Origin of the sequence: Mesomycoplasma lagogenitalium (assembly GCF_029854295.1) — a bacterium.
GTDB classification, from domain to species: Bacteria; Bacillota_I; Bacilli_A; order Mycoplasmatales; family Metamycoplasmataceae; genus Mesomycoplasma_A; species Mesomycoplasma_A lagogenitalium.
Genome location: NZ_CP122979.1, coordinates 760,533 through 783,221, shown reverse-complemented (window position 1 = coordinate 783,221; position 22,689 = coordinate 760,533). Strand labels below are relative to the sequence as shown.

Annotated in this window: 22 protein-coding genes and 2 tRNA genes; 7 read left to right on the top strand and 17 right to left on the bottom strand. The window is 25.3% G+C overall.

The genetic code is table 4. The features are described from left to right. Nucleotides 1–133: 133 nt before the first annotated feature. The 9 genes from QEG99_RS03330 to QEG99_RS03290 are packed head-to-tail and all read right to left on the bottom strand — an operon-like array spanning nucleotide 134 to nucleotide 9,512. Nucleotides 134–2,134 (bottom strand): phage/plasmid primase, P4 family, encoded by a 2,001-nt coding sequence (locus QEG99_RS03330; protein ID WP_280101772.1) that lies wholly within the window; start codon nucleotides 2,132–2,134, stop codon nucleotides 134–136. 10 nt (nucleotides 2,135–2,144) lie between these two features. Further along, nucleotides 2,145–4,157 carry a hypothetical protein gene (locus QEG99_RS03325; RefSeq protein WP_280101771.1) on the bottom strand — a complete coding sequence of 671 codons (2,013 nt, stop codon included), beginning with the start codon at nucleotides 4,155–4,157 and terminating at the stop codon, nucleotides 2,145–2,147. A gap of 3 nt (nucleotides 4,158–4,160) precedes the next feature. Then, a complete protein-coding gene (locus QEG99_RS03320) occupies nucleotides 4,161–5,159 on the bottom strand; it encodes an adenine-specific methyltransferase EcoRI family protein (RefSeq protein WP_280101770.1) in 999 nt (332 codons plus the stop codon). A 14-nt stretch (nucleotides 5,160–5,173) separates the two neighbouring features. Continuing rightward, nucleotides 5,174–5,674 (bottom strand): DUF669 domain-containing protein, encoded by a 501-nt coding sequence (locus QEG99_RS03315; protein WP_280101769.1) that lies wholly within the window; start codon nucleotides 5,672–5,674, stop codon nucleotides 5,174–5,176. Next, complete coding sequence (locus QEG99_RS03310; RefSeq protein ID WP_280101768.1) at nucleotides 5,674–5,916, bottom strand: hypothetical protein; 243 nt, start codon at nucleotides 5,914–5,916, stop codon at nucleotides 5,674–5,676. Before QEG99_RS03310 ends, QEG99_RS03315 begins: the two co-directional genes overlap by 1 nt. After that, nucleotides 5,906–7,267: an SNF2-related protein gene (locus QEG99_RS03305; RefSeq protein ID WP_280101767.1), complete on the bottom strand. Its 1,362-nt coding sequence runs from the start codon at nucleotides 7,265–7,267 to the stop codon at nucleotides 5,906–5,908. Before QEG99_RS03305 ends, QEG99_RS03310 begins: the two co-directional genes overlap by 11 nt. After that, nucleotides 7,245–7,613: a hypothetical protein gene (locus QEG99_RS03300; RefSeq protein WP_280101766.1), complete on the bottom strand. Its 369-nt coding sequence runs from the start codon at nucleotides 7,611–7,613 to the stop codon at nucleotides 7,245–7,247. The genes QEG99_RS03305 and QEG99_RS03300 overlap by 23 nt, the downstream gene beginning before the upstream one ends. A 7-nt stretch (nucleotides 7,614–7,620) precedes the next feature. Then, a complete protein-coding gene (locus QEG99_RS03295) occupies nucleotides 7,621–8,397 on the bottom strand; it encodes an MBL fold metallo-hydrolase (RefSeq protein WP_280101765.1) in 777 nt (258 codons plus the stop codon). Further along, nucleotides 8,397–9,512 (bottom strand): hypothetical protein, encoded by a 1,116-nt coding sequence (locus tag QEG99_RS03290; protein ID WP_280101764.1) that lies wholly within the window; start codon nucleotides 9,510–9,512, stop codon nucleotides 8,397–8,399. The genes QEG99_RS03295 and QEG99_RS03290 overlap by 1 nt, the downstream gene beginning before the upstream one ends. 39 nt (nucleotides 9,513–9,551) lie before the next feature. Between QEG99_RS03290 and QEG99_RS03285 the strand changes: the two genes are divergently transcribed. Then, entirely contained in the window at nucleotides 9,552–10,079 is a 528-nt protein-coding gene (locus QEG99_RS03285) for an HNH endonuclease (RefSeq protein ID WP_280101763.1), read from the top strand. On the opposite strand, the gene QEG99_RS03280 is transcribed toward QEG99_RS03285, so the two are convergent. The 7 genes from QEG99_RS03280 to QEG99_RS03250 form a co-directional block, all read right to left on the bottom strand. Next, nucleotides 10,076–10,384 carry a hypothetical protein gene (locus tag QEG99_RS03280; protein ID WP_280101762.1) on the bottom strand — a complete coding sequence of 103 codons (309 nt, stop codon included), beginning with the start codon at nucleotides 10,382–10,384 and terminating at the stop codon, nucleotides 10,076–10,078. The genes QEG99_RS03285 and QEG99_RS03280 overlap by 4 nt on opposite strands. Before the next feature lie 23 nt (nucleotides 10,385–10,407). Beyond that, nucleotides 10,408–10,752: a hypothetical protein gene (locus QEG99_RS03275; protein ID WP_280101761.1), complete on the bottom strand. Its 345-nt coding sequence runs from the start codon at nucleotides 10,750–10,752 to the stop codon at nucleotides 10,408–10,410. A gap of 11 nt (nucleotides 10,753–10,763) precedes the next feature. Beyond that, the gene (locus QEG99_RS03270; RefSeq protein WP_280101760.1) at nucleotides 10,764–11,462 is read right to left on the bottom strand and encodes a hypothetical protein; all 699 of its coding nucleotides are present in this window, start codon (nucleotides 11,460–11,462) and stop codon (nucleotides 10,764–10,766) included. 4 nt (nucleotides 11,463–11,466) lie between these two features. Next, the gene (locus QEG99_RS03265; protein WP_280101759.1) at nucleotides 11,467–12,327 is read right to left on the bottom strand and encodes a hypothetical protein; all 861 of its coding nucleotides are present in this window, start codon (nucleotides 12,325–12,327) and stop codon (nucleotides 11,467–11,469) included. Nucleotides 12,328–12,339: 12 nt separating this feature from the next. Further along, entirely contained in the window at nucleotides 12,340–12,729 is a 390-nt protein-coding gene (locus QEG99_RS03260; RefSeq protein WP_280101758.1) for a hypothetical protein, read from the bottom strand. A 107-nt stretch (nucleotides 12,730–12,836) separates the two neighbouring features. Continuing rightward, on the bottom strand, nucleotides 12,837–13,118 hold the full coding sequence (locus QEG99_RS03255) for a hypothetical protein (RefSeq protein WP_280101757.1): 282 nt from the start codon (nucleotides 13,116–13,118) through the stop codon (nucleotides 12,837–12,839). A gap of 186 nt (nucleotides 13,119–13,304) precedes the next feature. Continuing rightward, nucleotides 13,305–14,996 (bottom strand): GIY-YIG nuclease family protein, encoded by a 1,692-nt coding sequence (locus tag QEG99_RS03250; protein ID WP_280101756.1) that lies wholly within the window; start codon nucleotides 14,994–14,996, stop codon nucleotides 13,305–13,307. 139 nt (nucleotides 14,997–15,135) lie between these two features. On the opposite strand from QEG99_RS03250, the gene QEG99_RS03245 reads away from it, so the two are divergent. Next, nucleotides 15,136–16,497, top strand: a complete 1,362-nt coding sequence (locus QEG99_RS03245) for a hypothetical protein (RefSeq protein WP_280101755.1) — start codon at nucleotides 15,136–15,138, stop codon at nucleotides 16,495–16,497. Nucleotides 16,498–16,528: 31 nt separating this feature from the next. Here the strand turns inward: QEG99_RS03245 and QEG99_RS03240 are convergent, their stop codons facing one another. Then, nucleotides 16,529–17,527: a hypothetical protein gene (locus QEG99_RS03240; protein ID WP_318034607.1), complete on the bottom strand. Its 999-nt coding sequence runs from the start codon at nucleotides 17,525–17,527 to the stop codon at nucleotides 16,529–16,531. Nucleotides 17,528–17,629: 102 nt separating this feature from the next. Here QEG99_RS03240 and QEG99_RS03235 point away from each other — a divergent pair, with 102 nt between their 5' ends. From QEG99_RS03235 to QEG99_RS03215, 5 genes are all read left to right on the top strand, one after another. Next, nucleotides 17,630–18,418: an HAD-IIB family hydrolase gene (locus tag QEG99_RS03235; RefSeq protein ID WP_280101754.1), complete on the top strand. Its 789-nt coding sequence runs from the start codon at nucleotides 17,630–17,632 to the stop codon at nucleotides 18,416–18,418. Between the two features lie 590 nt (nucleotides 18,419–19,008). Continuing rightward, entirely contained in the window at nucleotides 19,009–19,794 is a 786-nt protein-coding gene (locus tag QEG99_RS03230) for a Hachiman antiphage defense system protein HamA (RefSeq protein ID WP_280101753.1), read from the top strand. Then, nucleotides 19,781–22,267 (top strand): DEAD/DEAH box helicase, encoded by a 2,487-nt coding sequence (locus QEG99_RS03225; protein ID WP_280101752.1) that lies wholly within the window; start codon nucleotides 19,781–19,783, stop codon nucleotides 22,265–22,267. The genes QEG99_RS03230 and QEG99_RS03225 overlap by 14 nt, the downstream gene beginning before the upstream one ends. 230 nt (nucleotides 22,268–22,497) lie before the next feature. Further along, nucleotides 22,498–22,572: transfer RNA gene (locus QEG99_RS03220), tRNA-Cys, on the top strand. Nucleotides 22,573–22,577: 5 nt separating this feature from the next. After that, a tRNA-Arg gene (locus QEG99_RS03215) sits at nucleotides 22,578–22,654 on the top strand. The last annotated feature ends 35 nt before the right edge of the window (nucleotides 22,655–22,689 follow it).

Below are 22,689 nucleotides of genomic sequence, written 5' to 3'. Positions count from 1 at the left end.
GGTATAATTTAATTGCTCTAAAATGAGCGTGGTTTTGTTTATGTTTAATTTTTTCTCTTTAACTTAATAGTTTATTTTTTTCTAACTGTTAATTATTAAATAATTTAACCAGCTATTAAATTAGCTGGCTTTTTTATTGCTTGAAAAATACTTCTTTAAAAATGTTGTCCCTTTCAATTTTCAACCTCTTAGTTTTCAACTTAATGGCACGATAATACAAAAGCACCTCACTTTTAAAATTGACCTTGCTTAATGCTTTAAAGCCGTTATTTAAGCAATAATCTTTATACTCGTTATAAATATCAACAACAGGTTTATTAATTACATTCAAACCGCTTTTAATTTCTTGGTCACTGTAAAAAAAACTATCTTCCAAGTATTGGTGAATTGAATTGTTGCTTTTTTCGTAGTTGTTTAAAATTTCGTTAACTTTTTCTGAGAAAGTGAACTCTCCGTTTTCTCTTAATCGCTTAAGTCCTAAAATTGCCCAAGAGAATAAAACATTCATGTTATTTTTTGTTAATAATTTTTCAAGAATATTTTTATCATTGCTTTTACCCTTGAACTCTGCTAAAAATGGCACAATTAAAAACCGCCTAAAATAACCGTTGGTCTTCTCGTTTGTGCTTGGTAATTTATTAGTTGCAAAAATCAATTTGGCTTTGTTTTTAAATTTAAAAAAGTCCTTCCCTTTGAACTCTGCCAAAACTTCATCACCAGAAACTAATTTTTTAAACATTGACGGGTCGGGTATGTGGTCGGTTTTAATATCTGCCCCTATGTTGACCATTTTATCAATTAAAACACTTGTTGTAAATCTTTTGCTAAAATCTTCAAGCGATAAATTCGAAACATTAAAAGGGTTAAAAAAATGACTTAATAATTCTATGAATGTACTTTTCCCATTGCTGGCACTTGCTCCGTATAATAGCAGTGCTTTTTGGTATCTTGTATCAAATGTCAAGCAATAACCAATAAACTCCATCATAATGTTAAATAATTCATTGTCGTTTAAAGTTATGTCATTGAAAAATTTTTCAAGTTTGGCGGTGTTTTGCTTAATAGTTCTCGGGTCGTAAGTTACATTAATTTTATTAATTACAAATAAATTAAAGTTATAGGGTATTTTAGAATATGTATCCAAGTTATAATAGCAGTTATTTAAAGCAATGATATTTTTTTCGGGTTCTCTTTCTTCAACGTATGGACTAACTTTTAGCTGCTGTAAAACTTCTTTTAAATTTTTTGATTTTATCATAGGTTCTTCCATTAACATCAGTTCCATTAACTCATTATCTTCAATTCTTCTATAATAATTACCCTTATGCTCATAGGCATAAAGTTGTTTAGCATATTTAACAATTTTATACTCATCAATTAAAAAGTGAACCATTTTTAAATATAAAAAAGTTTTATCCTCGTAATATTTTTCCTTAATTTTTTCAAAAAATTTGTCAGAACCTTTAAAGCAATTGTCAACCTCATAATCATCAAGTGGTTCTAAAAACAGTTTTTTGTTAATTACTGTCAACAAGTTAAATGCCTGTTGTTTGCTTCAACCACTTCTCGCAAGTTCACCAATTCTATTAAAAAGGTTATCCCTTCTGCTACCTTTTTTTAAATTCACAGGACAGTCCAGCCCAGCAAATGAATTTTGATTAATTGGAGTTAATTCCATTGGTAAAAAATCAACCTTATTAAAAAACCTCAACCACTCTCTGAATCTTCCTTTTGCTTTTATAACAACAAAGGAATTTTTTTCAAACACTTTTAAATCGGCTTTTATTCCAATCGGTAAAGTTACATCAACTCAATTTTTTAACTCTCTTGAACTTTTAAATCAAAAGTGATGCCCTCTTGTAGTTTTCATAATATTACACTGAAAACCGTAAGTGTCAATTATTTCTATTAATTTACTTGAAGAATTTTCGTTGTCTTTGTTATCTATATCAACGACTACTCAGTTGTCGTTTAATAAAATCCCAATATTTTCCTCGTTTTGTATTTCATTAAGTTGGTAAATATTTTTACCGTCTTTAAATGGTTTAAACGGAGATTTGTCATCGTTTAGAATTATAAAGTCGCTATTATTATAAAAATTTTTTAAAGCGGTTGTATCTATTTGATTTGCCACACTTATCTCCTTAATCTTCTTTATTTAAGTAACATTGCTTGCATATTTCTTGTTGATTGTAATGCCTTACAACCAATTCGTTTAAAAGTGATTTTGAGCATAAAAAACAGTTAGTAAATTCCCCTGGGTATGATACTTTATTAATTTTAGTTTTTATGTCATTGTTTAAATAGTGGTCGATTCTTTCATAAGCTAACTTTTCATAGTAATCATAATCTAAATCAATAAGGTTGTCACTTGTTTTTATATTTCTGACATCTTGGTTGTAAATTTGGCAATTACTACTACTATTAGCGACCTTGTCTTTTTTTCACTCTCCGTTTTCTTTTAAATATGCTTTGTAAACGGGTTTGCCTTTTTTAACGTAAAATATTCTTCACACTTTCCGCCTTTCTTGTTTCTCATCACCAAGAAAAAAGTCGCTATAATTGCCCTTTATATCTAGCACAAATTGAAACCGAATTACCTCTTTAATTTCTTTTAATGTTTGTTCAACGGGTTTATTATATAAAAAGTATTTCACAACAGCTTCGTCGATTGCGGTCAAATTATTATTAAAAGCCCCTCTTACTTGATTAAAATCAGCATTATGGAACTGATTATCTCAATATTTAACCATTGCCCCTTTTGCCTTGATTTTATTAGTGTCGTCGTTTATTATAATGTAGTTATTAACATCCTTTTGAAAAAGTCGAGAAAAAGTTTCTTCCTCTAATTTCATAAGTGTTATTTTTTCCCACACTAGACAAATTTTATCAATTTTATTTTTTTGCTCTTGGGTGTCATATTTAAAAAGTATTCCGTCAGTATTAATTTGTAATAATTCACAAAATGGACTAATTAAATAAGCAAGGGCAAAAATAATTAACTGCCCAGTTAAACAAATACTCATCCTTTGCTTGGCATCTCACAGGTCGTTGTACTTGTATTCCATAGCACCAAAAGGGCGAACTATCAGCTCTTTTAAATAATCTGATTTAATTTTATTTTTTTCCGCTTTTGCTTGCTGTCTTTCTTCTAAGAACTGCCCGATCATTTGACTCATTCTTGGTGCTCTTCTGCTACCATAATTATAAAGTTTTATTAAGTTCGGGTAGTTACTGAAAATATCTTTATTAACTAGATTAACTTGATTATTATAAATTTTATGTTTTGCACCGTGTAAACCGCCGCTTTTAAATTCAATAATTAAGTTATTAAAATTAATATTAATATTAACCTGCTCTTTTTGGTAATTTTCATTAAATTCAGTTAAAAAAGTTTTACTTTCTAGTTGTTCAATTATTCAGTAATAATCTTTAATATAATTGCTATAAAGTTTTTTAATATTTTCTGGAACCGTGTAGGTATATGATTTATAAAATGGAAGTAACTCGCTTTTTGCTTTGAAAATCTTGGCGGTTATTTCGCTACTTGTTTTTTTTAAATTAATTACATCAAGATTATAGTCGAGTATTAGTTGGCTACGAATTATAAATTGGTCAATGAACTTTAAAAATAAATATGCAGTCGCTTTAACGTCATAAATATTATAGTTAATTATTTCCTGTTTTTGCTTTTCACTTAATTCCTTGTCATAATCAAAAGGCACGGAAGATTCTTCGATGGATAAACCCAAAAAACCTTCATATTTTTTTAAAGTTAATCGCCCTGGTCCTAGTAGGTTAATGATATCAAAAGAAAAGCCGGGAAATTTAGCGAATTTAATTGAAGGTCATTGCCACGGTTCGCAGCTTTTGTTAATAATGCAATTATTAAGATTATAAGGGTTATTATTGGCTAGCAATTCTTTGAGAATATAATCATCATAACGGCTATTATTATAACCACCAACAAACGAACCAATTAAATTACTATTAACAAAATCATTTAACTTTTTAAAATCGTTTTTGATTGTTGTTAGCTGGTTTGTTTTAACATTGAGAAAAGTAACACATCAAAAAAATTTAAACACCTCTATGTCGTAAATAAAAATATTTAAACTAATATTATTCAACTTTTGCTTCAATGTCAATTTACTCATTTTTTAAGTACCTTTCTTTTTAATTATTATTCGTTTAAATAATTGTTTATTATTAACATAAAGAACAGGAAAGAATCCATCTTCATCCTTTCCAATTACTTCCCACTCGTTATCAGTGTCTAAAACGACACAAGCGGTTACAGGAACAGCAAATAGCCCGTTATGAAATTGTTGAACTTCTTTCAATACGATTATTTTTTCAATATTTATTAAATTCGGGTAATTATCTACATAATTTCAGTATCTCTTCTCTCGTTCCTTTTTTAGTGTTAGGTAATTGTATCACTTTAGATCTTTTTCAATGTTTGTAAATCAGAAACAATTGACTCCCTTATTTCAGACCTTTTCGGCTTTAAATGCTTTAAAGGAAAAGAATTCTCTTACATAGTTAAAACCGAAAAATAGTTTTTTTTGTTTAAATAACTTAAAATATTGATTGGAACCGATTGTTACCATATGTCCAATAAACAAGAATTTGCTTTTTGTCGCTCGTAGAACATTTAAAAAATCTGTTTTAATTGAAAACGGCGGATTTGTTATTACTATGTCGCTGTTAATAAACAAAGGAAAATTGTCTAAATGCCTAAAATCTCCATCATTATTTAATTTATAATATGTAAAATCAAAAACATTACTATCGTCCCCGTTTCCATCATATTCATAAACAATTGCCTGCTCATTATTGAAATTTTTAGAAGTTGCTACAATTTTTTTTAATTTTAATTTTTTAAAATTCTTATGAAAATAAACTCAAAATTGCGAAGGTATGTCGTCGGGATTAGTAAAATAATCTTTTAATAAAAATACATCATCGCAGGGCAAAAAAATTGTTTTATTAACTAGATCCTGTTCATAAAAAGCGATTTCTCTTTCAATTTCCTCGTATGTAGTATAAAACTCATCATTTTTATTTTTTATAGCATCGATTAAGTTTTCTGTTCTTGCCCTTTCTTCTTCTTGAAATAGGGCTTTTTTCGCTTCTTCTAATGTTTTAAATGCCATCCCCCCCCTTTTTTTTAGATTATTCCGTCTAAATCAAAATCATCGCCGTCGTTATCGTTTTCATTTTCTTCATTTTCAACATAAAAATATTTTGATTTATATGGTTTACCATTTGGCCCAATTTTATCGCTAGTTTTATACTCAAGTTTTAATTCTAAATCAATCAAGTCAATTAAAGCCCTTGAAAATTGTTTTTTGTCGTTTAATGTATTTAAATTATTAACAACATTTAAATCACTTAAAATTGAGGCAAGTTGCTGTTCGTCAATTTTCTTTTTTTGTTTATGTTGATAATTTTCATCAATATAAAAGACCTTTTCAACCGTCTTTTTATCATAATCAAAACCAGGTGCCATAACTTCGACTTTAAGTTTGACAACCTCAAGCCCGTCGTTTGTTAAATCGGTGCCAGCACTTACAATTTTTACATTATATTTACCATCGGGTAATTTAATAAATCCCGCCTTATTTTCTTGAGCTAGTTTTTCTCAATCTTTATTAAAATTAATTCCCATTATTCATCTCCTTTATAACCTTTAATAATTTCGTTTGCTCTTTTAATTGATAAGCCAGCAGTTCCGAAGATTGCTCCTCCGCCTAATGCCTTGCCTTTATTTTTTTCAATCTGTTGCTCAATTTCTTTATTTAATTCAAACAACATAACCCCGCGGGAATTTCTGCTTCCGTGTTTGTTGAAACTTGCTAAAGTATATTTTTCAAGTTTTTCGTCGTAAAATATTTGGAATTTAATTTCCATTTGTTTCCTCCTTGTTATCTCAGTATTTTTTTTCAAATAATTTTAAAGTGTAATTTTTTGACTGTCTTAAAGTTTGCAAAATGTCCGATTCGATAGTTTGTATATTTATTAAAAAATAATAATTAACCTTGTTCATTTGTCCGATTCGGTGAACCCTTTTAATTGATTGTTTAAACAGTTCTCCGCTTAATGGTAAAGAGAAGTAAATCTGATTATTAACTTTATTTTGTAAACCGTCGATTCCTCTTGCTCCGCTTCCATATTGAACCAAGACAATAAAACGAGTATTACAATTTAAAGCATAATCAATCTCATTTTTTTCGCCGTTTATTTCGTAAGTGGTTAAATTTAATTTTTTTAATAATTGTTTAATAAAAAATAATTCAGCATTATAATTGTAGAAAATCGTAAAATTGTTTTGATTATCTTTTTTTAAAAGTTTTTCCAGTTCGTTTAACTTAGCAAAATCAACAACAAACAAATTATTTAAATCATCTTTAACAACACCAGAAGCCAACATTCTTAAATCGTGCAAAAATTTAATCGAACTGCTTGCACTTAGTTGCCACCTGTCGCTTATGATGGCTTTATCTCGTTTAAATTGTTTATAAAAATCGTTATTATTAATTTTTATTAATTTTGCTGTTTTTTCTGGTAGAACTATCGCATCTTCTGTTTTCAGGAAAAAAGCCCGCTCATTTAGTAAATTCATTAACTTATTAACATTTTTATAATCTTTAATAACTTCAAAAGATTTATTGGGAAAACGATAGGTTACACAATATTCATTTAAAAAATTATAATAAGTATAATTACTTTTAAAAATTTCAAGCATTTTCATTTGAATGAATAAATTTTCGTAGCCGTTAGAAATTGGATCGCCACTTAATAAAAGCAATTTTTCAACTTGTTTATTAATATATAACATTAATTTGCTGATTTTGCTACTGTGATTTTTTAGTGCTTGACTCTCGTCAATAATCAAATTTAATTTACTGTGCAAAAACACTTCATAATTTTTATAAATATTTTTTAATTTTTGGTATGAAATAATAAAAATATAGTTTTTTAAATTTTTAAAATTTTTAAATATTTCCACATTTTCATTTTTAACAACTACAATTATATTTTTAAACTCCAACTGCTCAGCTTCATGTTGTCAATCATTAATTTTTTTACTATCGCAAATTATTACCGTATTTAAATCATTATTTAATTTTATTTTTTTCAATCACGACAATGCGGTAAATGTCTTACCTAAACCCATATCAAGAGCGATTAAAAATTTGTTAAATTTTAGTGCCTTTTCTATTGCTTGACTTTGGTAATTATAGAGTTGTTTTATTTCCATTTTTATAAAATTGAATATAATAATCGATTTGTTTATCTGATAAGTGTTTTAAAACTTCAAGATTATTTTTTAAAATATTTTGAATAATAAAATCGTAATTATTATTATCAATAAACAGGTAAATTAAATTTTTTTGATATTTCTTGGCTTGCAGTGTTTGCAATTTGGTCGGTTTATTCTTTTTTAAATCTCGTTTAACCTCTAGAGCATAAGCCCTGAAATTGTGAAACACAAACAAATCGGCTATTCCCGAAACTTGAAAAGATTGTCCGTGTATTTTAAAATAATTTATGCCATTTTTATCAAAAAATTTTTTTATCCTTTGTTCTAAATTTTTCTCAAGCATTTTACAATTAATTTAATTTAATCAATGTCGGCACTATTCGCTCTAATCTAACAAAATCAACATTTAAATTTTTATCTAGTTCCTTTAATTGTTTCTCGTATGTGTAAGAGGTATGAAGTAAAACGAAAAGCGGTTTAATCTCTTGGTAATTGTTTTTAATTTTCATTTTAACCCAATCAATAAATTCCGCTGATTGTTTAAAGCTAAAATGACCTCACTTACTCTGTTGAATGTCTTCCTTTATATTACTCGGGTTTTTTTCTTGGTGATTGCTTTCTATCAAATAAGCATTAATATTTTTAAAATTAATATTTTTAAACTGCTTTAAATCTAGAGAACCACAATCGGTAAAAAATAAAATTTTTTTGTTTTTATTAATGAAATTAATCACATAACCATTATTAGCAGCCGAATTATGATTACATTTAAAAGCCCAAACAGTTAAAAAATCAATTTCCTTATACTCTCCATAATTCAAAAAGATAAAACGGTGCTTAATTCTTTCGTAAAAGGAATCGTATCTCGCAAGTTCATTGAAGCACTCTTTATTGATGATTACTTTTGTTTTTATATTGAATTTTAAAAATGTTTTTAGGTATTTAGTGTGGTCGCTGTGTTCGTGAGAGATAAAAACATACTTGACCTTTAAAAGGGTGGAAAGGTATTCAATGTTTTTAATAATGTTTATGCCTAGATCGATGACAATACTTTCATTTATGTCATTATTATCGGTAATTAAATAACTATTACCCGCACTACTGCTACCAAATGACTGAATAAACACTATTGATCCACCTTTGCAGTAATTACCTGGTTATTTTTTGTAATCTCTTTTAATCTCATTTTATTACTATCATCTAAATGCTCAAAATCATCGTAAATTAAAAATAAATTAACATTTAATAATTTTTGAAAAAATAACGAGATTTCTGTTCCTAGAATGACTTTTTCCGCTCTGTTTAGATCTTTATATTCAACATTATTTAAATCAGTAATAATTAATTCGCCCTCATCTTCTCCGCTTGTTAAAAAATTAATTTGGAAGTTAAAATTATGCTCTAATATTTTTTTATTAATTTCCTTTAAAACATTGATTTCGGCTTGATTAAATAAAATTAAATCTGAATTTAATGATTCAATTAATTGACTTTCATTAATGGCATTTTTATAATCGTTTTTTATATTTATCGCAACCGTTATTAAATGTTCTAGATTTTTATCGGCTGTTATTAGTTCATTTTCTAAAAGTTCGATCGGTTTGTTGAAATTGTCTTTATATCTACCTAAAAAACCAACATCAAACTGAGCCTTAACTTCTTTTATTTTTTTACTTATTAGTTTTTTTAACTCTACCATACTTTTGCTTTGCTCTCGTTTTAAAAAGTGTTTTTCCCTTAATTGTTCAAGTGTTGGCTCGTCAAATAAATTAATGTGATTATAATTATTGAATCAAACTTTTTCAACTATGTTAATAAAAGCAGTTTTTTGGTCGTTTCTATTTAAAGAGGCAAAGTAAGACGGAACACATAAAAAGTGTAAAAGATCGCCGCTAATATTGAGCAACTCCGTAATTTTTTCCCTAAACTTAACTACTTTATAAATTTTATTATTAATTAAATAATTATCATTGTTAAACTCGATAGAATACTCGATTCCATCTTTTTCAATTAATAAACTAATATAAGGCGGTTGCTCGGTTAATTTTGATTGTATATTAAAAGTTTTATTCTCTAAATTTTTTTTATTTCCAAGTAAATAAGTAATAGCTTCTAGTTTGCTACTTTTACCACTAGCATTTTTACCACTAAAAGTTGGCTCATCAATTCCATTATTTAATTGGTTATTAATATACTGGCTTACACCTTTAAAGTCAATTAATTTAATCTGTTTTATTTTCATAATCCTCCTTAATGTTTTTTTTGTTATTATATTAATACAATGATTAACTGAAAATACCCCTACAATTCTAAAGAGTGAATCACTATTAAAAACGAGCATTTAAATAAATTTCCATATTGTAAAAATTGTTTTACAACCTTAAATTTACAAGTTGACCACATCTTGGAACATAACAACAATTTAAATTTATTTTTAAATAAAAACAATCTTCAAACTTTATGTTGAAAGTGCCACGGTAATAAATCTTTATATATGTTAAATTTAAAAAAATTAAATGTAAAAGATATTAAAATCAAAATAAATTTAAATGTTGAAAATGGTTTAAATATTGAAGGTAATGAGTTTTTGTTTTCCGATGTTAAAAGATTTTTAAACTATGGTAATTTTTATGTGATTAATTTAAAACAAAATAATTTAACACCTTCTCAAGTTGATAAGTTGATTCAATATCTAGTTAAATTTTTTATAACTATTAAATTTATTTCCTTTAATATTGTTTTTAATAATGCAGTTGAATTTGATTTATCAAAAATTTTTAAAATTAGAATGGGGGTAAATTCAGATTAATAATCCAACCTAGTCCATTCAAAACTAGAGTTGCTCAGTTTCGTTGTGGTTAATTTTTCAAATTGCTGATTTGCTTTATCTTCTAAATCTCTTAATTGAACTTCAAGTCCTTTGATTTTAGAATTCGATTTAAATTTTCTACTGTTTAATTTTCTGATTTTTTTCGCAAGTCGATCGATTTCTTTAACTCTTCAAATTAATAAAGATAGTTCATCAATTGCCCTATAATTTCAGTACCTTTCGCTTCTGCTATCTTTTTTATTAAATTTTTTTATTGTTGTAAGTTTTTTAAAAAATCAGATCATAACTCTTTGCCTTTCTGATGATTTTATCAATCATTTAAAAACTCCCTTTTAATGTATGTTTTAAATAGTCAGTCGTATCTCGTTTCGTTTTTCATATTTGTAATTAATGGTTTTGTTATTAATTTACTTCACTCATTTTTATTATTAATAAAAAATTGATTAACTTTATTTTTATCTACCAACTCTTGAACCTCCTCATCTGTTAAATAATGATAAAGGTAAAAAAATGTAAAAAATAGCAGTCCGTAATTCCAATGATTAATGTCATAAAAATTTATTTCGTTATTATTAAATTTTTTTAAAAGTTCGACAGCTTCTTTTATTTTTATCGGGTTACCAGTAGAAGAAGAAAAAAGGCTAAATTCCATTTTTTAACTCTTTATTTATTTAAATCAGCAAAGGCCTTTTCTAATTTCTTTACATAAATGTTGCTCGGCTCTTCTTCTTTTATTTTATTAAAACGGTCTAAAAAATAACTTTCCGAAATTGCATCTAGATCCCGCATTAATTTCCTTACTTCTTCTATGTCAATTAATTCAATTTGTTGGGGCTCAAGTGTGTTTTCGATGCGACTTTTATCAACCTGTAAACCAAAATATAAAAACAGATTTAAAATAATTTCCCTAAGTGCCTCACCTTTTCTATAACATTTATTCATTAAAGTGATAGTTTTAGAAAGTTCGTTCATATTTGCCCTTCAATGTCGTTCATTTTCACCGCCCTTTAAAATTTCTTCAATCTCTTTAAATTCAGTTTCATTAAAAATGTTTTTAGCAATAGGGAGGTAAAAAGTGGCTGCTTTGTTTGGTGTGTAATAAGTTCAAACATAATCATTTACATCCTCGTCATAAACAATTGCCATAAAATAATTTTCCTCATTGATTTTTCTTACTTCGTCTAATTTAAGCAGCAAGGATCATTTATTTTTATGTTTTTCATTTAAATATTTACCAAATTCCTCAGGGTTTTTTATTTCTTTTAAATTTTTAATGTTGTAAATAAAATTACTTTCTAGAGCACTATCTAAATCAATGTCAAAATTTTCAAGATATTTTTTTAATTTTTTATACTTTTCCATTATTTTATCCCTTCATTTTTTTATTTAAAATTTTAGCAACTTCTCTTTGTTGGTGCTTATTAATAAGTCCATAGTGTGGTGCCATAATTCAAAAATATTCAAGCACTTCACTGGTTCTAAATCAAGTTCAATAATATTCATCAAAACCACATTGTAAATTTCCTATAAACTCTTCTTCAAATGGATCATAGTTATTATTGAAAAATTTTTCAAGTTCGTAATCTAGTAAAATCATTTTCCTTTCGCCGTTGCAAATTCGTCAAATAGATGAACCTTCTCTCTGTCTTTTACAGAATTCGAAAAATGATTCCCGCTTTCTAATTTTATGAATTTTTTCAGTTTTATAAATGTATTGTCCCTCTAGTCAATTTTCCAAGTTAAAGTCAATAGTTTCCAAGTATTTTTTTAATTTTTTATATTTTTCAATTACTTCAAGTTCTTTTTTTGGTAATTCTATAATGTTTTTAATTTCCTTTTGTTCGCGCCAAGTAAAAGAGTTTTGTCAAATTATTAAGTAGAGATGTAGCATATGTTGTTCACTCCCTACTGTCCACTCATGGCGACACTCTATTTCTCGGCTGCCTCTCACTATTAAAAAATTATCTTGCCCGTTATAATCTTGAATAAAATCCTTTAATTTTTCAGATAATTCTAGAATCTGTGTATCTGATAGCTTTTGTTCAACTCAACGGTGTTTTAATTTTTTGGCTTTTTCTTTTAACTTGTTGTAATACTCAAAAAAACTTTCTCTTTCTATGACTTTTTTAATAGTTTTAATTTCATAAATAAAATTACTTGCTAAATCAAGAGTCAGATCTATACCAACAGTTTTTAAATATTTTTTTAATTTATTGTATCTATACATTTTTTTACCTTCTTACTTTAATTTTATTTTTATCCGTAGTTCTGCAACTTCCTCGGGATTTCATAAATGTTCGCTATTATCTAAAAAAAGTTTTAACATTTTGTCGGTGTCGTATTTAACTCATATTACTTTGCCGTTATCGTCCTTAATAATGCCAACAAATTCATCATCATTGCAGTTTTGAATAAAGTCCGTAAATTCATTTTTTAACCTAGTAAATAACTGTGCAACAGCAGAATAATTTACTTCATCAGGGTGCGAAAAATAATTCGAAAATGTGTTTTGCTCAACGATATTTTTTACATCTTTAACCTTATAAAAATAATGGTCGCTTAATTCTTTGTCTAAATCAACCGATAAAGTTTTTAAGTGATTTTTTCAGTAGTTATATTTTTCCACCATTTTCCTCCTTGATTTTATCGATAGAAATAAACGGCGTGCCGTTTACATTACTTTTTAAATATTTTTTAATTATCATTATTTTGATCCTCCTCATTTTGTAAGATACATTAACTTGTTTTATTTTCTTCATCGACAAGAACTTGGTCTAATTCTTCGTTGAGTTTTATCATATCTTGGCAAAATTCAAGTAAATCCTTTTGGAATTGGTTGTGCGATTTTTTCGCGTTTATCGATATATCACTTAATTTTTTAAAAAGCTCCTCTTGCTTTTCTCTGTTATTAACTTTTTGAATTGCTCGTTGGGCATCTTTCATCTCATTGTATTGGTACTCCACAATATTAAATTCAGTTCCCATAGTTTCGTTTTTATTAAATTTAATTTTTTTCATTATTGTTTAACCTTTCAGTTTTTTTAATAGTTAGTTAAAAATTTAACTACTATCCATTTTTTAATTGCAAGGTTGTAAAAGTTAAGAAAATATCAATATCTAATTAATTTAGATTCAAATATTTTAAAAAAATAATAAAAATCCTCTAATTTAGAGAATTTTTTATTATAATTATTGATTAAAATTTTATTTTTTGATAATTTTTTTCATTTTTATAATTTGTTCTTTTGTTAAAAATAAAAGTAATTCATTGTCACTGGCATTATAAATGTTTTCATAATTTAAAAAATGTTGAAGCATTAAATTTTCAGTTTCTTTACTAATTTTTAATGTCTTGGATAAAAAACTTTTGTTTTGATTTTGAATTTTTCTTTTATTATAGGCCTTTTTAGCAATTAAATCCACTTCTTCTTGAACCTTGCTTAAAAATAAAAATAAAGGTTCGGAAATGTTGATTTTATTATCAAATTCATCAATTAACTCTTTTGTTTTGTGATTATTATCTTTTTTTAGTCCTGCTATTTTAATATTTTTTTTAAGTTTTTTCAAAACATTATAAACTGAATTGATTTGAATTGTTGCTCCGTCTACTAAAATTAAATCGAGTTGAGGAATATCTTTATTTAAATATTTTTCAATGGCAATTTCCATTAATTTATTATCACCTTTAATATTTTTGCTTTCGTGATAGTAAAAAAAATTATAATTCTTTAAATTTTGATTTTTATTTCAAAAAGAAATGAATGTGGTAGGAAAATTATCGATTTCAAAAGAATTATCAATAATAATAAAATTATTCAATGAATCTAAATTTAAAGTAGTTTTTAATTCGTTAATGATGTTTTCTTCTTTTTCAATTTTCATTAGCAATAATTTATTAGTTAATTTAGATTCAGAATGCATCAAAACTAAGTTCATAGCATTTTTATATTCTCCAGTTTTGGCAAACATAATTTTGTCTTTATAATCAAAATCATCTCAGTCAAAATTTTGAAATTTATTATCAAAAACAATGTTTTTCGGAACTAAATTATCACGATAATAACGATTTAAAAATTCAATAATAAATTCATTTAATTCAACTTTTTTTGCAAAAATTTCATCTCTTTTATCTAAAAAGGAACCAAACCGATAAAAATAAATAGTGACAAAAAAATTTTTTTCGTTTTCAACAACATCAATAAAATCTATGTCGCTATTGGTTTTTAGATCTATTGCTTGATTTTCGTTTAAATTTTTTTGAAATTTTTGAATGACTTTAAATATTTCAAAAGCAAGTTCTCATTTATTAGGATCCTTTTTTAACTCTTCGCATTCTTCAATTAAATGATTTAAAAAAGTTTTATTTTTATTTGTTAAAATCTTTTTAATATCTAAAAATTTATTTTCTACTATTTCGGGATTTCACATTTCATCTTTTATTAATAAACCATTGTGATATAAAAACTTTCTTTCTAAAAGATTTTTAATATTTGTAATTCCATAATTTGGAGGAAATGGTCCAAAATAAAAATGATTTCTTTTGTTAGAAATATGATTTTCAATTTTAATTTCAATTTTTTTATTTTTTATAATAACTAAATATGGATATGATTTGTTATTTTTTAAAAGTATATTGTATTTGGGATTTTTTTCAGAAATTAATCTAGTTTCTAAAGCTAATGCTTCTTTTTCGTTTCTTGTTTCAATTGTTTCGAAACTGTCAATTTCTTCAACCATTTTATAAGTATAACGAGAATTTTTAGAACCTTTAAAATATTGTAGCATTCGACTTTTTAAATTAATTGCCTTTCCAATATAAATAATTTCCCCGTTTTTATTTTTTCAAAGATAAACACCAGGTGAAGATGAAATGCTCTTTTTTATTTTTTCAATCATATTAATAATTTTACTATTTTCTAAGTTAAATATATTTTATTTTTGCACAAAAATTTAGGAAAAATCGCCCGTTTTTCCCAAATTTTTCCATTTTTTACTAAAAAATTAAAAAATTTGGAATTATTAGTGGGAGGTAAATATGAAAAAAAAGTTAATGTTGCTAACTTTTGTTCCTATTTTATTAAATGTAGCAACAATTTCTTTTGCTAAAAAAGAAGAAAAAAAGTTATTTGATTTTGATAAGTTAAAAAGCAATATAAACTTCGTTAATAGAAACAAAAATGATTTAGATATTAATTCAGGAAAAATCGCCATTTTAATTAATGAAAAAGAATTTACCAATTTATTTAATGGTAATTTAATTAATAATGCAAATGTTAATTTTTTAATTGATATTATAAAAGAATTGAGTCCTGAAACGGAAATTAAAATTTATAGTTTTCTTGATAAAGATAGCTATGAAAAACAAATTAATAAAATTAAAGAAGATAAAATTAAAAATCTTTTTCATTTATATACTATTGTTGATGATAAAAACGAGCAAATTAATAAAAATATAACTTCTTATCTTGATCGTGAATCAAAAGAAAATGGTTGAATAAATTTTTTTGCTACTAGCGGCAATAAATATTCTGCTTTTTATAATATGTATAATGCAATTTTGGTAAATGAAATTTCAGTTAAAAAGGAAAATTCACAATTTGTTAATTTAGATTATATTGAAAAGTCAGCAATTTACGAAAATAAAGAACAAGCATTTAAAAAAACATTTCCCAATATCGTTGTTCCAGTTGCTGGAATAACTAATACTAATTTTTCTAATTTAGAAAATTCGCAATTAGCTACGGCAATATTAATAGCATGTTTTTCTAAAATGATGATGAATGATGATCAAAGCAATCACGAAATAAAGGGGCTTCAAGTTATAAATTCAATTTTAAGTTCAGCCAAAAAAAGTAATATGTACACAATTAAAACATTTAATAATAATTATATTTATGTTGGTGCAGGAATTTTCGATTTTGACGAAGCTTGAAAAACCCATTTTAACGGAACTAATGTAGCTATTACAAAATTTGCTATTAACGACTTTATTTATGAAAAGGAATTTGAATTAAATAAAGGTGATGAATTTAAAAGTAATTTACTTTGATTTAATGAATTTGAATACAATTGACAAAAAGCGATGATTGAAAATAATATAAATGACAAACTAATTTTATTATTTTTAAATCCAGTTATTTGACTAACAGTGGAAATTGCTGATATTCTTAGTAAAATAAAAAGTAAAATGAGCGATTTAGATATGGTAGTTGAATATTTTGATGGAAATTGACAGGAAATTTATAGATCTGATAGCAAAACAATGAATTTTGAAAAAATTAGTTTTAAAGCAATTTATTCAGGTAAATATCGAATAAGAGTTTTTAAACATAATGAAACTTTAGAATTTCACAAACCATTTGCACTTAATATGTACATTAAAAAACAAAATCAATAAACGAAAAGCGAATTTTTCACAATTCGCTTTTTTATATATATTTTTTTAATTGTAATTTTAAAAGATGATTATCTAAATGCTCTAAATGTTCATGGATATGATTGTGACCCTCTTCGTGAGAGTGGAATGCTAATAACATCAAGGTAAAAACAATTCCAATTGCTAAAAATATTAATATTAAATATCATTCTTTTTTAGCGTTATTTCTTAAATGAATGAATTCTGGAACTAATTCAATAATTACAACAAAAGTTAAAATAGCTCCTCCTGAAGCATTAACAAATGGCATGATTCATCATTGTGTTCTTAAATATTGATTTATAAAGGCAGCAACTATCATAATTGGTATTAATAACAATGTTGTTAATAAGTTATAAATTACTGATTTTTTTATAGTTTGTCCATATTGAACTTGCCGATAATAAACAATTAAAATTTCAACTAAAATATGAATATTAAAAGTAACAATAAGTCCAATATTAATTTGCTCTCCAGTTGACATTCTGGCAACAGTAGCTCCTAAAACAAATCCATCGATAGTTCTGTGAGATAAAAGCAACAGTATTGCTAATCAAGCTGATTTAGGATTGTCAACATCAGAAAAATTTATAATATGATCATGATGATCGTGTTCGTCATGATCTTTATGTAAATCCTTTTTAGAAAAAGCTTTTACAAAAAAGTATCTAGCACCAAAAATAATTGAAATTCCTGTTAAAGCACCTGCTCCAATAATTCCCGTTGTAATTAATTGTTCATTGACAGCAGAAACATTTAAATTATCGTGAATTCCACTTTCTAAAGATTCATAACCTTCTTTTATAAATCCTACTGTCCCAATTATTAATAGCATTCCAGCACTTAAAGCATATAAATAAACATTTGATGTTTTTTTAATTTTGGGTTTAATTTTAGCAATTAGCAGAACTAAAGTTATTGGTACTACTAATAAAATAGCAATATAAATTAGTAAATTAACAAAAATTGCTAAATTTAAATTATTAAAATCTTCACCTTTAAAAGGAAACATAATAAATGCCCTCTTAATCTTTCTACATTAAATTATAAAAATTTTATCACATTTCAAAAATTATTTATATATTTTCAAAATTTAGTATAATTTATTTTTACTATGATACCAAAAATTCTTTTTATCGATTTGGATGGAACCCTTTTAGATAAGGGTTTTGGCGTATGAGCTAAAATGAGCAATGTAAATAGAAAACAAGTTTTAGAATTTTCTAAAACTGGTATTGTTGTTATTTCTACAGGAAGAGTTTTTAATTCTGAAGTTAGAAAAATTTCCCGTTCAGTTAATGCAAAATATACAATTTGTCAAAATGGTTCAATCATTTTAGATGAAAATTTCAATGAGTTAAGCAATTTAGCAATTAATCAAGATTTAGTTACAACTGTAACTGATATTATAAAAGATTATAAATTAACATTTTCTGGTAATCCAGGAAATTATTTATACGGTAGAGGTTTTTGAAATAAAATATTTTGTTTATTTTCTCATTTTAAACCTAAAAAATATCTAAATTTTAAAACCAGAGAATTAAATAAAATTTTAGTAATTGGACACTCTAAAAGAAAAATAAAAAAATTATCAAATTTTTTACAAGAAAAATTAAATGATCAAATTAATATAAAAATAGTTGGTAAAAATTATGCAATTGAAATTACTAGAAAGGACTGTTCTAAAGGAATTGCCGCTTGTAAAATCGCAAAATATTTAAATATTGATTTAAGCGAAACTGTTCATATCGGCGATTCGATGAATGATTCATCAACTAAAGGAATAGTTGGTAAATTAATAGCAATGAAAAGCGGTTCAAAAAGGCTTAAAAAAATGGCAGATGAAATCGGACCAAGAAAACATAATGCTGGAGTTGCTAAAATTATTAAATCATTTAAATAAATTTTAAATGTCTAATAATAAATGCAAAAATAAAACAAAACGAATATAAATTGTGAGACATTTTGCAAAGTTTATTTTATTAATAATGAAAAATGTGTAAAAATGTGAATATTTTTGAAAAAATTATTATTATTTCAATAGTTCATTTATTGTTTTTTTGCATAACTTTAATACACAAATGTATATAGAAAGTTTTTTTAATCAGTATTATTTTAAATCCCTCCCTTTTGCTATAAAAAATTTTATTTTTTTAATACTAATGTTTATAAAAATGACTTAATTATTTTTAATTATTATTCTATGAATTTTTTCTATAAATACATACTATTTTATATTATGTGATTATCTATAATATAAATATTTAAAAATTTTAGTAAGGAATACATTAAAATATTATTATCATTGAAAAACATATGTTAATTTTTTTTAAAATATTAATTATTAAAGATATAATTAAATAAAATGATTTTATATATATTAAAAATAATTGAATAAATTTTGCTAATATTAATGACATTTAAATTATTAGGAAAATAACAAAATTATTTAATGTAGTTATTTTCATTGAATTAAAAATGGGAGAAAATATAATGAACGGGATAATAGAGATAAAAAAAGAAGGTTATATTATATTAGAAATTCGAAATTTAACCGACGAATTAAAAAAGACAATTAAAAATCTATTGGTTGAAATATGTCATGGGGAATATGCCAATGATTCAAAATTTAAACTCTTTTCATTTGATGAAACAATAAAAGAACTTGTTGAACATAGACTTAAAAAAGATAAAATTAAACAGATCGGTGCTGTCGGAGAAATATTGCTAAATGTAGTAATTAGAGAGTTTACTGATATGAAAATAGCTTCTCCCTTTTTTAACATTGAAGAAAGAAGTGCGAAAAAAGGTTTTGACATTATTGCTATTGATTCTGACAAAAAATTGTGAATTATCGAGTCTAAAGCTGGAGAAATAGGTAATTTCAGTTCTCCTACAGAAAAATCTTGCTTATTAATAAAAAAAGCAAAAATGGATTTATATACAAGATTAAACGATAAAAATTCACAAATATGGTCGAATGCAGTAAAAAGTGTAAATAGTTCATTGAATGATAGCGACGAAAAAAAGGTAATAATGGATATACTTATTACAAATGGCAATTCAGATTCAAGTAAGGATAAAAATGTTGTTTTGGGTGCCACGGTATTTTGCTTATTAGACAAAACTATAGAACCATCTAAAATTAACGACCTGTATAAGTCAATTTTAGAAATGAAAAAATTCTCGGAAATCAAATTAATAGCAATTCAGAAAAAAACATATGATGCAGTAATAGAATTTTTATCATCGTTAGTAAAGAAAAATGAATATTATTAATAGATTGACATTAAAAAAACTTTATAATACTAAATTTTCTGAATTGTATAGAAAATTACAGATAAATAGAGAATTATCAAATGAAGAGTGGCAAAAAATATTATCAATAGGTATTTTTTTAATAAGATTGGAAGATAAAAATCTTCAAAAATTAGGATATAGATTATTTTTACTATATAGTACGCTAGTAGACGATTATAAACCTTTATATGAATTAAGTTTAATTAAAGGACTCATTCCTATATCCAAATTTATAGAAAATAATTTGAATTATTTGGAAAAATACGGGAATTTATATACTGAAATAAATAGTATAATGAATGAAAAATTCAAGCGAAATAATTCGTATTTAACAATAGAACAATTGGAATTATTTGAAGAAACATCAAAATCAAAATCAGAATCTCAGATTATAGTAGCACCAACTTCGTATGGGAAAACAGAATTGATATTACTATTTATTGGCGATAATATTATTGGCGATACTAAATTTAAAAAAATATGCATAATTTCTCCTACAAAATCACTTTTAACTCAAACAAAGAAAAGAATAATAAATGAATTTGGATATAGAAAAATTGTCACATATCCAGAGATGTATAGTTCAAATGATGACAAAATAATTGCAGTGTTAACTCAAGAAAGATTACTGAAATTACTGCAAAATAATTCTAACCTGAAATTTGATTTATTAATTATTGATGAAGCACATAATTTGCTAGAAGAATTTTCGAACAAAAATACACGTAGTATAATTTTGGCCTCGGTAATTATTATTTGTAAAAAAAGAAACGAAAATATTGTTTACAAATTTTTGACTCCTTTTTTAAAATCTAAAGAAAGTTTAAAAATAAATCATATTTCAAATGAAATTAAGTGATATAGTGTAGCAGAAAACATTAAATCAGAAATGTTTTATTTTTACGATATTGAAAATAATAAGAAATTATTATTAGATCAATATTCTCCGACGAAAGATATGTTAATTGAGTTGCAAGTTAATAAATTGGAAGACGATGCTAGTGTTGTTCTTTTTAATTCTGACCGAAAAAATATAATATACTTAAATAGTCCAAAAAAACTTGAAAATTTTGCCCACAAATTATTTTACAAAATGCCCAAAATAGAATCATTTAAACTTAAAAAAGCCGCTAATGATTTGCGTGAATATGTTCATGAAGATTATAAATTAGCTAATTATATAGAAAAAGGAATTATTTATCACCACGGCTCCATACCAGAATCAATAAGATATTTTATAGAAGATTTATATATCAATGTGCCAGAAATAAAAATGCTTATAGCCAATTCAACATTATTAGAAGGAATAAATATTCCAGCAACGAGAATGTTTATATTGGAACCATACAGAGGTGTAAGATATTTATCACCATCATCTTTTAAAAATTTAGTCGGAAGAGTTTGTAGATTTGGAGAAATTTTCAATAGTAATACTGGTGATTTAAAATATTTATTACCTGAAATTCATATTGTTAAAGGCGAATATTGTAAAAAAGGCTTTAAAATAGAAAATTTCGTTAAGGAACGAAAAATTCTTGTTGAAGACTATGATAAAATTATTGATGATATAAAAAATCCTCTGTTAGTTAATTCTATTTCTGATGAATATGCTAAGAAAAAAGCAGATGATATTTTAGGAAATATTTCTCGTTGAGATATTACAACTGATAATAATTCAAATAAAGCAAAAACTATAATAGGTAAATTGTGTTTTGAAAACAACATTAATATATTTAATATATTGGAAATTGAATGACAAATAGATAGCGAAATAAAAAATATAAAAAAAGCACAAAATTTAGATGAAGTTTTTGAAATAATAAATTTTTTATTCTTACTAAAAATAAATGATGATGAAATAAAGTTTAATTATATAAAACGTTTGAGAGAAATTAAAACACAAAATTTTTACAAGATGCTAATCAATTGAAGAATGAACAATTTTACTCTAAAAGTAATGATAAATAAAATGGTTGGGTATTGAAATAAACTTAAAATAGAAGAATCAAAAATTGTTTATGTTGGTAAATGAGGCGATAAGACATGAGATGATAAAAACAAAAGCAAAAAATATTGAACTGATATTACTGAGAAAAACGAATACGAAAAGGTTAATCTTGCTATTGTAAGACTCAAAGAAGAATATGACTTTATTGATAATGAAATAATAAAATTTATAGAAATTTTACACTCTTTAAAACTCATTGAAGAAACCCTTTATTTAAAAATAAGATATGGAACAGATGACAAAACTAAAATTGTGCTATTAAACTGCGGTATTAGTAATAGTTTATCAAAATTATTGCAAGAAAAATATTCTCATATGTTTGAAGTTGACATCGTTAATAGTACCATAGTTTTTTCTGAAAATTTAGTTTCTAAAATGGAAGACAATGGCGAAAATGGCATTTTAATTTCAGAGGTAAAAATTAATGTACAGAATAAATTATAATCAAACCTTACATTATATATTTATTTTAGTGGAAAAAATTAAAACTATATACACTTTTATTTTTAAACAGTTAAAAAATAAATTTTATCATTTTGAAATCTACAAAATTTTACTACCAATAATTTATATAATTATTTCTAAAGATTTAATGTTATAAATGCTAAAATTATTAAATCATTTAAATAAATTTATGAAAAAACATTTATTAATGTTATAATTAAATTTATTATGGCACCATAGCCAAACGGCCAAGGCATGGGTCTGCAACACCCTGATTACCGGTTCGAATCCGGTTGGTGCCTCCATATAAGCGCCCGTAGCTCAATTGGACAGAGTGTTTGGTTACGGCCCAAAAGGTTGGGGGTTCGACTCCTCCCGGGCGCGCCATATCAACAATTTGACCATAGGAAAGTGACAACTTT